The 13,526-nt window shown below is 72.1% G+C and carries 15 protein-coding genes and 1 tRNA gene; 6 read left to right on the top strand and 10 right to left on the bottom strand.

The window, feature by feature from the left end; all coding sequences use genetic code 11:
* Nucleotides 1-10 precede the first annotated feature (10 nt).
* The 4 genes from QOL88_RS07695 to QOL88_RS07680 form a co-directional block, all read right to left on the bottom strand.
* Complete coding sequence (locus tag QOL88_RS07695) at nucleotides 11-346, bottom strand: DUF202 domain-containing protein (protein WP_097215707.1); 336 nt, start codon at nucleotides 344-346, stop codon at nucleotides 11-13.
* A gap of 115 nt (nucleotides 347-461) precedes the next feature.
* Nucleotides 462-854 carry a YidH family protein gene (locus tag QOL88_RS07690; protein ID WP_097215706.1) on the bottom strand — a complete coding sequence of 131 codons (393 nt, stop codon included), beginning with the start codon at nucleotides 852-854 and terminating at the stop codon, nucleotides 462-464.
* Nucleotides 855-892: 38 nt separating this feature from the next.
* A complete protein-coding gene (locus tag QOL88_RS07685) occupies nucleotides 893-1,408 on the bottom strand; it encodes an NUDIX hydrolase (RefSeq protein WP_097215705.1) in 516 nt (171 codons plus the stop codon).
* Nucleotides 1,409-1,481: 73 nt separating this feature from the next.
* On the bottom strand, nucleotides 1,482-2,387 hold the full coding sequence (locus tag QOL88_RS07680; protein ID WP_097215704.1) for a DMT family transporter: 906 nt from the start codon (nucleotides 2,385-2,387) through the stop codon (nucleotides 1,482-1,484).
* 364 nt (nucleotides 2,388-2,751) lie between these two features.
* Here QOL88_RS07680 and QOL88_RS07675 point away from each other — a divergent pair, with 364 nt between their 5' ends.
* The 4 genes from QOL88_RS07675 to QOL88_RS07660 all read left to right on the top strand — a co-directional run bounded on the left by QOL88_RS07675 (nucleotide 2,752) and on the right by QOL88_RS07660 (nucleotide 6,716).
* Nucleotides 2,752-3,702 (top strand): hypothetical protein, encoded by a 951-nt coding sequence (locus QOL88_RS07675; protein WP_179879096.1) that lies wholly within the window; start codon nucleotides 2,752-2,754, stop codon nucleotides 3,700-3,702.
* 34 nt (nucleotides 3,703-3,736) lie between these two features.
* Nucleotides 3,737-5,272 (top strand): APC family permease, encoded by a 1,536-nt coding sequence (locus QOL88_RS07670; protein ID WP_097215702.1) that lies wholly within the window; start codon nucleotides 3,737-3,739, stop codon nucleotides 5,270-5,272.
* Between the two features lie 111 nt (nucleotides 5,273-5,383).
* Nucleotides 5,384-6,109 (top strand): molybdopterin-dependent oxidoreductase, encoded by a 726-nt coding sequence (locus tag QOL88_RS07665; RefSeq protein ID WP_097222900.1) that lies wholly within the window; start codon nucleotides 5,384-5,386, stop codon nucleotides 6,107-6,109.
* Entirely contained in the window at nucleotides 6,093-6,716 is a 624-nt protein-coding gene (locus tag QOL88_RS07660; protein ID WP_097215701.1) for a cytochrome b/b6 domain-containing protein, read from the top strand. The genes QOL88_RS07665 and QOL88_RS07660 overlap by 17 nt, the downstream gene beginning before the upstream one ends.
* A gap of 69 nt (nucleotides 6,717-6,785) precedes the next feature.
* Here QOL88_RS07660 and QOL88_RS07655 read toward each other — a convergent pair whose 3' ends face one another.
* From QOL88_RS07655 to QOL88_RS07640, 4 genes are read right to left on the bottom strand one after another with little or no spacing between them, the layout of a single operon-like run.
* The gene (locus QOL88_RS07655; RefSeq protein WP_097222899.1) at nucleotides 6,786-7,817 is read right to left on the bottom strand and encodes an L-idonate 5-dehydrogenase; all 1,032 of its coding nucleotides are present in this window, start codon (nucleotides 7,815-7,817) and stop codon (nucleotides 6,786-6,788) included.
* 17 nt (nucleotides 7,818-7,834) lie between these two features.
* Nucleotides 7,835-8,599 (bottom strand): SDR family oxidoreductase, encoded by a 765-nt coding sequence (locus QOL88_RS07650; protein WP_097215700.1) that lies wholly within the window; start codon nucleotides 8,597-8,599, stop codon nucleotides 7,835-7,837.
* 13 nt (nucleotides 8,600-8,612) lie between these two features.
* Nucleotides 8,613-10,010: a GntP family permease gene (locus QOL88_RS07645; RefSeq protein WP_097215699.1), complete on the bottom strand. Its 1,398-nt coding sequence runs from the start codon at nucleotides 10,008-10,010 to the stop codon at nucleotides 8,613-8,615.
* Between the two features lie 56 nt (nucleotides 10,011-10,066).
* Complete coding sequence (locus tag QOL88_RS07640) at nucleotides 10,067-10,585, bottom strand: gluconokinase (RefSeq protein WP_097215698.1); 519 nt, start codon at nucleotides 10,583-10,585, stop codon at nucleotides 10,067-10,069.
* A gap of 138 nt (nucleotides 10,586-10,723) precedes the next feature.
* Here QOL88_RS07640 and QOL88_RS07635 point away from each other — a divergent pair, with 138 nt between their 5' ends.
* A complete protein-coding gene (locus QOL88_RS07635; protein ID WP_097215697.1) occupies nucleotides 10,724-11,425 on the top strand; it encodes a FadR/GntR family transcriptional regulator in 702 nt (233 codons plus the stop codon).
* Nucleotides 11,426-11,428: 3 nt separating this feature from the next.
* Here the strand turns inward: QOL88_RS07635 and QOL88_RS07630 are convergent, their stop codons facing one another.
* Nucleotides 11,429-11,803 carry a YchJ family protein gene (locus QOL88_RS07630; protein WP_097222898.1) on the bottom strand — a complete coding sequence of 125 codons (375 nt, stop codon included), beginning with the start codon at nucleotides 11,801-11,803 and terminating at the stop codon, nucleotides 11,429-11,431.
* Between the two features lie 63 nt (nucleotides 11,804-11,866).
* Nucleotides 11,867-11,951, bottom strand: a tRNA-Leu gene (locus QOL88_RS07625).
* A gap of 196 nt (nucleotides 11,952-12,147) precedes the next feature.
* Between QOL88_RS07625 and QOL88_RS07620 the strand changes: the two genes are divergently transcribed.
* Nucleotides 12,148-13,473: a M20/M25/M40 family metallo-hydrolase gene (locus QOL88_RS07620; protein WP_097215696.1), complete on the top strand. Its 1,326-nt coding sequence runs from the start codon at nucleotides 12,148-12,150 to the stop codon at nucleotides 13,471-13,473.
* Nucleotides 13,474-13,526 lie beyond the last annotated feature (53 nt).

Below are 13,526 nucleotides of genomic sequence, written 5' to 3'. Positions count from 1 at the left end.
CCGGGACGCCCTAGAGCACGAGGGCGGCTCCGCACACCGCCATGGCCACCGTGCACAGCACCGCGGCCGCCGCGTGCCGGGGGGCGAACGCGGCGGGGCTCGGGGCGGTCGAGAGGGTGTGGATGCGCCGGTGGGCGACGCGCAGGAAGCCCAGCCAGAGCACACAGCACAGCGCGCACGCGACGACCCCGGCCGCCGACGCCCCACCGTGCAGCACGGTCTTCACCGCGAGCACGGCGACGACCGTGCCCGACAGCGTCGTACGCCGCCACGCGAGCCGGGTGCGCTCGGGCTGCAACCCGGGATCGCGGTCGGGGTCCCGCGGCCGGGGCGCCGGGGCGCTCACCGCTCGCTCCCCGCGAGTACGGCGACGCCCGTGTCCGACGGCGCCGTGCGCCGGGTCCCGATGGGCCGCACTCGGGGATCGCGGTCGGGGCCCCGCGGCCGGGCGGCCGGGGCGCTCACCCCTCCCACCCCACGAGCACCACCACGACCATGGCGACGGCCACGACCGCGACGACCAGGCTCAGGAGCGCCGGGAACCGGGACACCGGAAGGTCCTCGCCCCGGCGCATGGCCCGTTCGCAGCGCACCCAGTGGTTGACCGCCCGCAGGGAGCACAGCACGCCCGCCGCCAGCAGCGCGAGAGCCAGTCCGGCCCGCCAGGCCCAGCGCAGGTCCGGCAGGAACTGGTCCACGGCGAAGCCGCCGCCGATCAGCGCGAGCGCGGTGCGCAGCCAGGCCAGGAAGGTGCGTTCGTTCGCCAGCGAGAACCGGTAGTCGGGCGTCTCGCCGTCCTCCCGTACCTCCGCGGGCGCGAACCACAACCGGACGTTCCGTACGAACTCGATCACGTGCGCGACCCTACCCGGGCGCCCGGCCCGCCTCCGCTTCAGCCGGCCGACCGGAACACCTTGAGCCGCTCGTACGCCGCCAGCCCGTCCGGCACCCACTCCCAGTCGGTCAGGCGCCGCTCGACCTCCGCCTCGGACAGGAAGTCGTGCCAGGCCACCTCCTCGGCCTGCGGCCGCACCGGGAGCTCGCAGCGGACGTCGTAGACCGCCGACCACCAGGTCCGGCCGGCGCCGTCGTCGTAGAGGAAGGTGAAGAGGTGCCGCGGCTGCGGCAGGCCGCTCACGCCCAGCTCCTCCTCGGCCTCGCGCAGGGCCGCCGTGTCGTAGGACTCGCCCGCCCCGACGACTCCGCCGACGAACATGTCGTGGAGGGAGGGGAAGACCAGCTTGGTCGGGGTGCGCCGGTGCACGAAAATCCGGCCCTCGGCGTCCCGGGCCTGGATGAACACACAGCGGTGGCGCAACCCCCGGGCGTAGACCTCGCCGCGCGGGCACTGCCCGACGACCTGGTCGTTCTCGTCGACGATGTCGAGGATCTCGTCAGCAGCGCTCATGTCCTCATCCAAGCAGCACACACGCCCCGGGCGATCCTCGCGGGACACGCGCTCCCGGGGGGCACGGACCCCGTCAGGGCGAGGCCGGGCTGACCGCGGGCGTGGCCACCCGGGCCCGCTCCGGTGCACCCTGCGGCATCGCCGGATGCAGACCCAGCAGCACGATCCCGGCGACCACGGCCAGCAGACCACCGGCCTCCCAGCTCAGGGCCACCGCGTCGGTGCGCAGCCGGTCGCCGAGGAAGCCGACGCCGCAGACGATCCCGGCGAGCGGCTGCGCCGCGGTCAGGGCGGGCAGCGACTTGCGCAGGGACGCGGTCTCGAAGGCGCTCTGCACGAGGACCAGCCCCGTGACGCCCAGCGCCAGTACCGCGTACGGCTCCCAGCCCGTGAGCAGCTCGGCGAAGCCGCCGTCGGCGGCCTTCTGCCCGCTGACCCTGGTCAGCGCGTCCTGCACGCCGTAGAGCAGCCCGGCGGCCAGGGCCAGCAGCACCGGGCCGGAGCTGAGCCGGGACCGCTTGCCATGGGTCGTGAGGAGCAGGGCGAGCCCGATCATGACCCCGATGATCAGCCACTGCCGCACCGGGTCGGCCGTCGCGGCGCCGCCCTCCGGCCGGCCCGCCACGATGAACGCGGTCACACCGCCCCCCAGCAGGAAGAGGCCCGCCCAGCCCTGGCGGCCGAGCGGCTGCCGGGTCTGCTTGCGGGAGAGCGCGAGCGCGAAGAGCAGGTTCGTCGCCAGCAGGGGCTCCACCAGCGACAGCTCACCCTGCCCCAGGGCGGCGGCGCCCAACCCCATGCCGACCACCATCAGCGCGATGCCGCCGAGCCAACGCGGCACCTTCACGAGGTCGAGCAGTAGCCGGAAGGAGAGGAAGTCGCCCAGCGGGGCACGCTGAGCCGCGTTCTGCTGGAGCACGAAGCCGAAGCCCAGACAGCAGGCGGCACCCAGGGCGAGCGCCAGAACTAGAACCGACACGCGGTGTACCTCGATCGTCAGGTCGGGTTCACGGTTGCGTAGGGGCCGACTGTACCGGCCGGCTCCACCCGGCGCGCCCGTACGTCATGCCATCGTCGGGGGCGGAGGCAGCCCACGCTATGACGTACGTCACAAAGGGCGAAACGGAAAAATCGCCCGCCCGTCACGCCCGTCGCTCATACCCCTTGGATCACAATTCCCTCACAGGTGACGCCAGTTGACGCGTGTAACGCCCTGACGCCCCTTGACGACAACCGTTGGCTGGAGGTTGTCTGTGCGTGATCAGTTCATGGCAGTGCGCACATCCGCGCTCCCCCTGTCGCCGTGAGCCGGAACACAAGAAGAGCGCGTGAGGAAGTTCGCGGTGCCCCCACCCCCGCCTCCCCTCGGCCGTGGCCGCAGACGTGCGGCGCAGGCCTTCGACGAGGCCCTCGACGACGCCGAGCTCGTGGCCGCCCGTGCCGCACTGGCGCAGGGCCGCTGGCAGAACGCCCGTTCCCTCCTGGTCCACACCGGGGACGACTGGGACCGGCGCGGCCACCGCGTCACCGTCCTCGCCCGCGAGTCCTACTGCGCCGCGTGGGCCCGGGAGTGGCTGCTCGCCGAACCCGAGTCCGCCGACGCCGCCGTGCTGCTCGCCCTCGCCCAGGTCCGGCGCGCCCTGCACGGTAAGGCCAAACCGGTCCGGGCCCGCGAGGCCTGCCGGACCGCCGCGACCCGTGCCCCCGCCGACCCCACCCCCTGGCTCGGCCTGCTCATGCTGGACTGCGCGGTCGGCGCCGACCAGGACGCGGTCCGCGGCTTCGAGGCGGTCCGCGCCCGCTACGCCGACCACCACCACGCCCACCACCTGATGGTCGCCCAGCTCGCCGGCCGCCGTACCGAGGCCGGTCCGGACCCGCTGCACGAGGTCTACGACTTCGCCAACTGGGCCGCCGAACAGGCCCCCGCCGACTCCCCCCTCGCGATCCTGCCGGTCATCGCGCACGCCGAGCGGTACCGCGCGCTGGCCGCCGCCGGGCACGAACCCGCCGACCCGGCCGCCTCCGGTCACTGGACGGGCCGCCGTGCCCGGCAGGTCATGAAGGCCGCCTTCGACTGGTGGCTGGAGTGGGAGCTGGAGGGGCACCCGCGGCGGCTGATCGACCTGAACTTCCTCGCCCACGCCAAGTTCTGCGAAGGGCGGGGCGCCGAGGCCGCCGCCCTGTTCCACCGGATCGGCCGCCACGCCACCCCGGCGCCCTGGTCGTACCCGGACCGCGACCCGCACACCGCTTTCGCCGCCGCCCGCGCCCGCGCGCTCGGCACGGCCTGACCCCCCGACCCGAAGAGTGAGGACGCTCCCCCCGATGACCACGGACAGTTCGAGAACGAGCCCATCCGCCTCCAGCGGCATCAGTACGTTCAAGGGGCAGGAGCGCGCCCTGCGCGCCGACCGGCTCGGCACGGGGGGCCTGCTGCTCTCCGTCCTCGCCGCGACCGCCCCGCTCATGGTCGTCGCGGGTGTCATGCCCACCACATTCGCGGTGATGGGCATCGTCGGGCAGCCGCTGCTCTTCGTCGTCCTCGGCGTCGTCCTGATCCTGTTCAGCGTCGGATACGCCGAGATGAGCCGCCACGTCCACAACGCGGGCGCCTTCTACGCCTACATCTCCCGCGGCCTCGGCGGCACCGCCGGCGCGGGCGCCGCCCTGGTCGCCCTCGTCGCCTACAACGCGCTCCAGGTCGGCATCTACGGCATCTTCGGTTTCGAGGTCTCCGGGCTCTTCGCCACCTACGCCGACGTGGAGATCGCCTGGTGGATACCGGCGCTCGTGGCCGCGCTCGCCGTCGGGCTGCTCGGCTGGCTGAAGATCGACGTCAACGCCCGCGTGCTCGGCGTGCTGCTGGTCATCGAGGTGCTCCTCGTCGTGATCTTCGACATCGCCGCCCTCGCCGACCCCGGCAAGGAGGGCCTGTCGCTGCACGCCTTCAACCCCGACACGCTCACCGGCGCGGGCGTCGGCACCGCGCTGTGCTTCTGCATCGCCGCCTTCCTCGGCTTCGAGCAGGCCCCCGTCTACGCCGAGGAGACCAGCCGCCCGCACGTCCTGGTGCCGCGCGTGATGTTCTTCGCCGTCGGCGGGGTCGCCGTCTTCTTCGCGCTGAGCTCCTGGGCCCTCACCGTCGCCACCGGCCCCTCCGCGATCGTCGGCACGTCCCAGAAGCAGAGCGCCGGGCTGTTGTTCTTCCTCACCGAGTCCCGCCTGGGCGGCACCTTCACCGACGTCCTGCACATCCTGTTCGTCACCGGCATGTTCGCCGCGCTGCTCAGCTTCCACAACGTCGTCGCCCGCTACGCCTTCGCCATGGGCCGCGAGGGGCTGCTGCCGGCCGCCTTCGGCCGCACCAGCGGCAGCAGCGGCGCCCCGGGCACCGGTTCGCTGCTCCAGACCGTCGTGGCCGTGGTGGTCGTGGCCGCCTTCGCCATCGCCGACGACAAGCCGGCCGGCGACCCGACCGCGCCCGTCCTGCACCTGTTCACCTGGTTCGGCAACGTCGGCGCCCTCGGCGTGATCGTGCTGATGGCGGCGGCGTCCCTGTCCGTCGTCGTCTTCTTCGTCCGCCGCGGCGCCGCCGGCACCCAGGCCTGGCGGCTGGTCACGTCCGCGCTGGCGGGCATCGCCCTGCTGGTGATCGCGGGCTACACGGTGAAGGACTTCGAGGTGCTGGTCGGCGCCGGCCCCGGTTCCTCGCTGAGCTGGGTGCTGCCCGGCATCATCGGCCTCGCGGCACTCGCCGGTGTGGTCCTCGGCCTGGTGCTGCGCGCCCGCGCCCCCGAGAAGCACGCCCGGATCGGCCTCGGCAACGAGGCGTTCCAGCTCGACAAGGCGGCCTCCTCCTGACGCGGCCCGCGTAAGAAGTGGTTACGCAAGTCTGACGAGCACCCGCGATCCCTGTCGTAGCGGGGCCGCGGGTGTTCGAATGAGAACGTGAACCAGGACGTACCCAAGGGTGTGAACGACGAGCACCCCGAAGAGCGGGGCACCCCGATCGGCCGCCGCGTCTTCCTCGGCACCCTCGCCCTGGGGGCCGCGGGCGTGGTCGCCGCACCCCCGCTGCAACGCGGCCTGGAGGCCTTCCTCGGCGGAGCGGCCGACCAGGACCCCACCGGCCTGACCGGCCTGCTCCCCAACGGCGGCGGCTTCCGCTACTACTCGGTCGCCTCCTCCGTCCCGCGCAAGAACGCCGGCAGCTACCGCCTCACCGTGGACGGCCTGGTCGACCGCCCCACGACGTACACCCTCGACGACCTCAAGGCCCTGCCCCAGACCCGCATGGTCCGCGACGTCCAGTGCGTCACGGGCTGGCGCGTCCCCGACACCCCCTTCGAGGGCGTACGCCTGTCCCGGATCCTGGACGCCGCCCGGGTCCGCCCTACGGCCAAGGCCATCCGCTTCACCTGCTTCGACGGCACGTACACCGAGAGCCTCACCCTCGGCCAGGCCCGCCGCGCGGACGTCCTGGTCGCCCTGCGCATGCAGGGCAAGGACCTCGGCCACTCCCACGGCGGCCCGGTCCGCCTCTACGTGGCGCCCATGTACTTCTACAAGTCCGCCAAGTGGCTCTCCGGCATCACCGTCACCGACGAGGTCCGGCCGGGCTACTGGGAGGAGCGCGGCTACGACGTCGACGCCTGGGTGGGCCGCTCGAACGGACGCGACGATGACCCTACGAGCTGACACACCGCCGGTCACGGCCGACGTGCGCCGCTTCACCACGCTGCAGCGCTGGACCCACCGCACCACGGCCGTCCTGATGGGCATCTGCGTCGTCACCGCGGCCTGCCTCTACATCCCCCAGCTCGCCGAACTCGTCGGCCGCCGCGCCCTGGTCGTCACCCTGCACCAGTGGGCCGGCCTCGCCCTGCCCGTCCCCGTCCTGGCCGCCCTCGCCTCCCGGGCCTTCCGCGCCGACCTCGGCCGCCTCAACCGCTTCGGCCCGCACGACCGCACCTGGCTGCGCGCCGCCCTGCACCGCGACAAGCGCCGGTCGTCCCGCCCCGCGGCCAAGTTCAACGCCGGCCAGAAGCTCTACGCGGCCTGGATCGCCGGCGCCACACTGGTCATGCTCGCCACGGGCCTGGTCATGTGGTTCACCCACCTCACCCCCCTGCTCTGGCGCACCAGCGCCACCTTCGTCCACGACTGGCTGGCCCTCACCATCGGCATCGTCCTGGCCGGCCACATCGGCATGGCCCTGGCGGACCCGGAATCCAGGAGGGGTATGCGCACGGGCAAGGTGAGCGGAGAGTGGGCGGACCAAGAGCACCCTCTGTGGCGTCCTTGAGTCTTCAGGAGCGCGGGGACCCGCGCGAACAACCACGACGCACCCGCACGCGCGCAGCGACGGTCAGGTCTACGGCTCGGGGGCGAAATCCAACAGCACCTTGCAGGACCGACTCCGATCACCGGCCAGGGCGAAGGCAGACTCGGCTTCCCCCACGGGAACCACCGCACTGATCAGCCCGTCGAACGCCGGCTCCCCGGCCAGCAGCGCCAACGCCTCGTCGAACTCACCGTCGAAGCGGAACGCCCCGCGCAGCTCGATCTCCCGGCTCACCACGAGGTTCCCCGCGAACGGACTGTGCCCCGCCGGCAGCATCCCCAGCTGTACGACGACCCCGCCCCGCCGCACCCGCCGCAGACACGCGTCGAGCCCCGCGGCCACCCCGGACGCCTCGATGGCCACATCGACCTCGTCCGGCCACCCGCGGTCGTCGGGATCATCGGCCCGTACGACCGTCCCGGCCCCGGCGATCCGCCCGCACGCGAGCGCCTCGGGCAGCAGATCCGAGACGGTGACGTGCGCGGCCCCGGCCGCCTTCGCCGCCGCGACCACCAGACACCCGATGGGCCCGGCGCCCGTCACCAGCACCTGCCGGCCCGCCACCCCACCGGCCCGCCGCACCGCGTGCAACGCGACCGACAGGGGCTCGGCCAGCGCGGCCCGCCGCAGCTCCAGCCCCTCGGGCAGCGCCCGCACCTGCTCCACCGGCACGACCACCCGGGCCGCGAAACCTCCCTGGACATGAGGGAACCGCGCCGCGCTGCCGAGATACCGCGTGTCCCGGCAGACGTTGCGCCGCCCGGCCGCGCACTCCGGGCAGCCCCCGCAGACAGTGGCCGGATGCACGGCGACGGCGCTGCCCGGTGCCGGTCCCGAGGTGTCGGCGCCGTACTCCACGACGGTGCCCACGACCTCGTGCCCGAGCACCATCGGCTCCCGCAGCCGGAAATCGCCGACCCCGCCGTGCCGCCAGTAGTGCAGATCGGACCCGCACACCCCGCCGTACCGCACGGCGACCAGCGCCTGCCCCGGTCCGGGCCGCGGCACCGGCAGCTCCGCCACCCGCAGATCGCCCTGACCGTGGATCACACAACCCAGCATCGAGGCCTCCCGGCAGGTCACAGCACGCTCGTCATACCGCCGTCGACATACAGCACCTGACCGCTGACGAAGTCCGCCGCGGGGGAGGCGAGGAACAGCACCCCGCCCACCAGGTCCTGCGTACGCCCCCAGCGCCCGGCGGGGGTACGCCGCCGCACCCAGGCGCTGAACTCCTCGTCCTCCACCAGCGGCCGGGTCAGCTCGGTCTCGATGTAACCCGGGCCCAGGCCGTTGACCTGCACTCCGTACGGCCCCCAGTCCGCGCACATGCCCTTGGTGAGCATCTTCAGCGCGCCCTTGGTGGCGGCGTACGGCGCGATCCCGGGCCGCACCACCTCGCTCTGCAGCGAGCAGATGTTGATGATCTTCCCGTGGCCGCGTTCCGTCATCCGGCGCGCCGCCTCCCGGCCGACCAGGAAGGCGCTGGTCAGGTTGGTGTCCAGGATCCGGTGCCAGTCGGACTCCCCGAACTCCAGCAGCGGGGCGCGCAGTTGCAGGCCCGCGTTGTTGACGAGGATGTCGAGCGGACCCACCCGCTCCTCGACCTCGGAGACCCCCGAGGCCACCGATGATCCGTCGGTCACGTCGAACGCGGCCGTGTGCACCCGGTCGCCGGGCAGTCCGGCGGCGGCCTCGGCGAGCCGGTCCTCGTCGCGTCCGTTCAGCACGACCGTGCAGCCGGCTTCCGCCAGACCGCGCGCGAGGGCGAGTCCGATGCCCCGGCTGGAGCCGGTGACCAGGGCCGTACGGCCGCCGATGTCGAAGAGGGGATGAGCCGTCATCGCCGCGGCGCTCCTAGATCACGAGGGACAACAGCAGGACCAGACCGCCGGCGACCACCGAGATGATCGTCTCCATGACGGACCAGGTCTTGATGTTCTGACCGACGCTCAGCCCGAAGTACTCCTTCACCATCCAGAACCCGGCGTCGTTGACGTGGCTGAAGAACAGCGAGCCGGCACCGATGGCCAGGACGAGCAGAGCGGTGTGCGTGGTGGACATGTCCGCCGCGAGCGGGGCGACCAGGCCGGCCGCCGAGACCGTGGCCACCGTCGCCGAACCGGTCGCGAGCCGGATCACCACCGCGATCAGCCAGGCCAGCAGCAGCGCGGGGATGGCCCAGTCCTCGGAGATGTCCAGGACCATCTGCCCCACGCCCGTGTCGATGAGCGTCTGCTTGAAGCCGCCGCCAGCGCCGACGATCAGCAGGATGCCCGCGATCGGCATGAGGCTCTTCTCGACGAGCGGCGAGATCCGCTCCTTGGAGAACCCGGCGGGCCGCAGCAGCGTGAAGATGCCGACCAGCACCGAGGCGAGCAGAGCGATCATCGGGGCGCCGACGACGTCGAAGACGCGCTGCACCGCGTTCTCGGGGTCGTCCACGACGATGTCGACCAGGGCCTTGGCGAGCATGAGGATCACCGGGAGCAGCACGGTGAAGAGCGTGGCGCCGAAGCCGGGACGCTTGTCGAGTTCCTCGGAGGCGCGCTGCGGGATCATCTTCTCGGGGGCCGGGACGTCGACCCAGCGAGCCGCGTACTTGGAGAACACCGGCCCGGCGATGATCACCGTCGGGACGGCGACGAGAACGCCGAGCGCCAGCGTCACGCCGAGGTCGGCCCCGACGGCGTCGATCGCGACCAACGGGCCGGGGTGCGGCGGCACCAGGCCGTGCATCACGGACAGGCCCGCGAGCGCCGGGATGCCGATGCGCATCAGCGAGTAGTTGCCGCGCTTGGCGACCATCAGCACGACCGGGATCAGCAGCACGATGCCGACCTCGAAGAACAGCGGCAGCCCGATCACGGAAGCGATCAGCACCATCGCCCACGGCATCGACCGCCCGCCGGCCTTGGCGAGGATGGTGTCGACGATCTGGTCGGCGCCGCCGGAGTCGGCGAGCATCTTGCCGAGGATCGCCCCGAGGGCGATCAGCACACCGACGCCGGCGACCGTGGAGCCGAGGCCGGCGCTGAAGCTGAGCAGCACCTTGTCCAGGGGCGCCCCGGCGATCGCGCCGAGCGCCAGTGACCCGATGGTCAGCGACAGGAAGGCGTGCAGCTTGAACTTAGTGATGAGCAGGACGATGACGGCGATGCCCGCCAGGACGGCGATGCCCAGCTGAGCGTGGCCGGCCGAGGTGATCGGCTCGGGTGCGTCCGCTGCCAGCATCTCGACGCTGAGTCTGGTCACGGTGGGTTCCCTTGCGTTGGGGAGAAGGGGAGAGGAAAGGGGGGAACCGCCAGGGGCTACTGAACGGGCTCGGGGAGGTCCCGCAGGGCGTGCACCGCCCGCTCGGTGATCTCCTCCGGGCCGCCCGCGACGTCCACACCGACCCCTGCCTCGTCCGCCGCGAGGGGCTGGAGCGTGGCGAACTGGGAGTCGAGCAGCGCCGTGGGCATGAAGTGCCCCTGCCGGTGCGACATCCGGTCCTCGATCAGCGCGCGGTCACCCGTGAGATGCACGAAGACCACGCCCGGCGCGACGGCCCGCAGCCGGTCGCGGTACGACCGCTTCAGCGCCGAGCAGCTGACGACCCCGCCGTGCCCGGCCCGCCCGTGCGCCCACGCGCCGATGGCGTCGAGCCAGGGCAGGCGGTCCTCGTCGGTGAGCGGGGTGCCGGCCGACATCTTGGCGATGTTGGCCTGCGGGTGGAAGTCGTCGCCCTCGGCGTACGGAACGCCGAGCCGGGCCGCGAGCAGGGGACCGATGGTGGTCTTGCCGGTGCCCGCTACGCCCATGACCACGACGACATGGGGGGTGTTCATCGCTGCCTCACTGTCTGCTGTCCGAGGTCGACACGTGATGTCGACGCCACTGAAACCCATTAGGTACGACGAATTCAAGAGGCCGTGATGAATAAGTCTGACTTTTTGTCTCCGTGATCTACCCCGTACGCTGAGTGCATGAGCGCAACGGGCCGGGGGCTGCACGGCCGGGTACTGGACACCCTCGGCCCCGAGATCACGGCGGGTGAGTACCCGCCGGGTAGTGTTCTGCGCACCGACGAGCTCGCCCAGCGTTTCGACGTGTCGCGCTCCGTGATGCGCGAGGCGGTCCGCGTCCTGGAGTCCATGTACCTGGTCGAGTCCCGCCGCCGCGTCGGCGTGACGGTCCGCCCGAAGTCCGAGTGGAACGTCTACGACCCGCAGGTCATCCGCTGGCGCCTGACCGGAGCCGACCGCCCCGGGCAGCTGCGGTCCCTCACGGTGCTGCGCTCGGCCATCGAACCGGTCGCGGCAGGACTCGCCGCCCGGCACGCCACGGCCGAGCAGTGCGCCGAGCTCACCGAGTGCGCGCTGGGCATGGTCGCCCACTCACGCGGTCACAAACTGGAGGGGTACCTCCACCACGACGTCGCTTTCCACCGCGTCGTCCTCGTCGCCTCCGGCAACGAGATGTTCGCCCGCCTCGGCGACGTCGTCGCCGAGGTCCTGACGGGCCGCACCCAGCACGACGTGATGTTCGAGGACCCCGACCCGGCCGCCGTCACCCTGCACGTCAAGGTCGCCGAGGCGGTCCGCGAGGGCGACGCCGCCCGGGCGGAGGAACTGACCCGCGAGATCACGGTCGGCGCCCTCCAGGAACTCGACATCCTGGCGCCGTAGCGGCTACGCGGGAAACTCCCCGTCGACGTACACCCAGGCCCCGTCGACCCGCTCGAAGCGGCTCAGCTCGTGCAGGGACCCGCCCCGGTAGGACGCCCGGAACTCCACGGTGCCGGTGGTGTGGAAAGCGGACCCCTCGCTCGTCCCCAGGACCTCCAGCCCGGTCCACCGCATCCCCGGATCCAGCTCCAGCCGCCCCGGCCGCGTCCGCGGATGCCAGGTCCGCAGCAGGTACCCGGCATCCCCCTTCACGAAGGCGCAGTACCGCGACCGCATCAGCGCCTCGGCGGTCGGCGCGGCGGCGGTCCCGGAATGCAACCGGCCGCAGCACGCCTCGTAGGCCTGGGGGAGCCCGCACGGGCAGGAACGGCTGGTCATGGTCACCTCTCCGGGAAACGCCTGAGGGCCGTGACCTCGTGGTCACGGCCCTCAGGCTTCATGTGTCCGAGGGGGGACTTGAACCCCCACGCCCGATAAAGGGCACTAGCACCTCAAGCTAGCGCGTCTGCCATTCCGCCACCCGGACAAGGTGTCTGTCGCGTGGGTTCTCCCCGCGGCGACGACGTAAACATTACCAGGCTTTCCTGGGTGGCCGATCACCCCCCGGCCGCACCCCGGCGAGGCGTGAACGGCGTGTGACGGGCCGGGAGCGCTCTTGGGGTGCGGCCGCGGGAGAGAGAGGATGAGGGGGACCCACCAGCAGTGACAGCGGGAGGAAGCACGTGAGCGAGACGGACACGGCCAGGAGCGTCACCGGCGAGGACGAGGTCGTGGACCTCTGCCGCGAGCTGATCCAGATCGACACCAGCAACTACGGCGACCACTCGGGTCCCGGTGAGCGCAAGGCGGCCGAGTACGTCGCCGAGAAGCTCGCCGAGGTCGGGCTCGAACCGCAGATCTTCGAGTCCCACCCGGGCCGCGCCTCCACCGTGGCCCGGATCGAGGGCGAGGACCCCTCGCGGCCCGCGCTCCTCATCCACGGCCACACCGACGTCGTACCGGCCAACGCGGACGACTGGACCCACCACCCCTTCTCCGGCGAGGTCGCCGACGGCTGTGTGTGGGGCCGCGGCGCCGTCGACATGAAGGACATGGACGCGATGACCCTGGCGGTCGTCCGCGACCGGCTGCGCAGCGGGCGCAAGCCTCCGCGCGACATCGTCCTCGCGTTCCTCGCCGACGAGGAGGCGGGCGGCACCTACGGCGCGAAGCACCTCGTGCGCAAGCACCCCGAGCTGTTCGAGGGCGTCACCGAGGCGATCAGCGAGGTGGGCGGGTTCTCGTTCACCGTCAGCGAGCAGCGGCGGCTCTACATGATCCAGACGGCCGAGAAGGGCATGCACTGGATGAAGCTCACCGTGGCCGGCACCGCCGGGCACGGATCGATGATCCACCGGGACAACGCGATCACCGAGCTGTCGGAGGCCGTCGCGCGGCTCGGGCGGCACACGTTCCCGGTGCGGGTCACCAAGACCACCCGCGCCTTCCTCGACGAACTCGGCGACGCGCTCGGCACCGAGCTCGACCCGGAGGACATGGAGTCCACCCTCGTCAGGCTCGGCGGCATCGCCAAGTTCATCGGCGCGACCCTGAGCAACACGGCCAACCCGACGCAGCTCGGTGCCGGTTACAAGGTCAACGTCATCCCGGGCGAGGCGACCGCGCATGTCGACGGACGGTTCCTGCCCGGCCACGAGGAGGAGTTCCTCGCCGACCTCGACCGGATCCTCGGCCCGAACGTGCGGCGCGAGGACGTCCACGCCGACAAGGCCGTGGAGACCACCTTCGACGGGGCGCTCGTGGGGGCGATGCAGTCCGCGCTGCTGGCCGAGGACCCGACCGCGAAGGCGATCCCCTACATGCTCTCCGGCGGCACGGACGCGAAGTCCTTCGACGACCTGGGCATCCGCGGTTTCGGCTTCGTGCCGCTGAAGCTGCCGCCGGAGCTGGACTTCGCCGGCATGTTCCACGGTGTGGACGAGCGGGTGCCGGTGGAGGGCCTGCAGTTCGGCGTGCGGGTGCTGGACCGCTTCATCGACCTGTCCTGAGCCACCCCTGCGCAACGCCGGTATTCGGTCGCGCGTACGGAATCGACTGGGAA

The organism is Streptomyces sp. Ag82_O1-12 (assembly GCF_900182715.1).
GTDB classification, from domain to species: Bacteria; Actinomycetota; Actinomycetes; order Streptomycetales; family Streptomycetaceae; genus Streptomyces; species Streptomyces massasporeus.
Note: the sequence above shows the minus strand (reverse complement) of the source record. Positions and strands in the feature narration are given on the sequence as shown.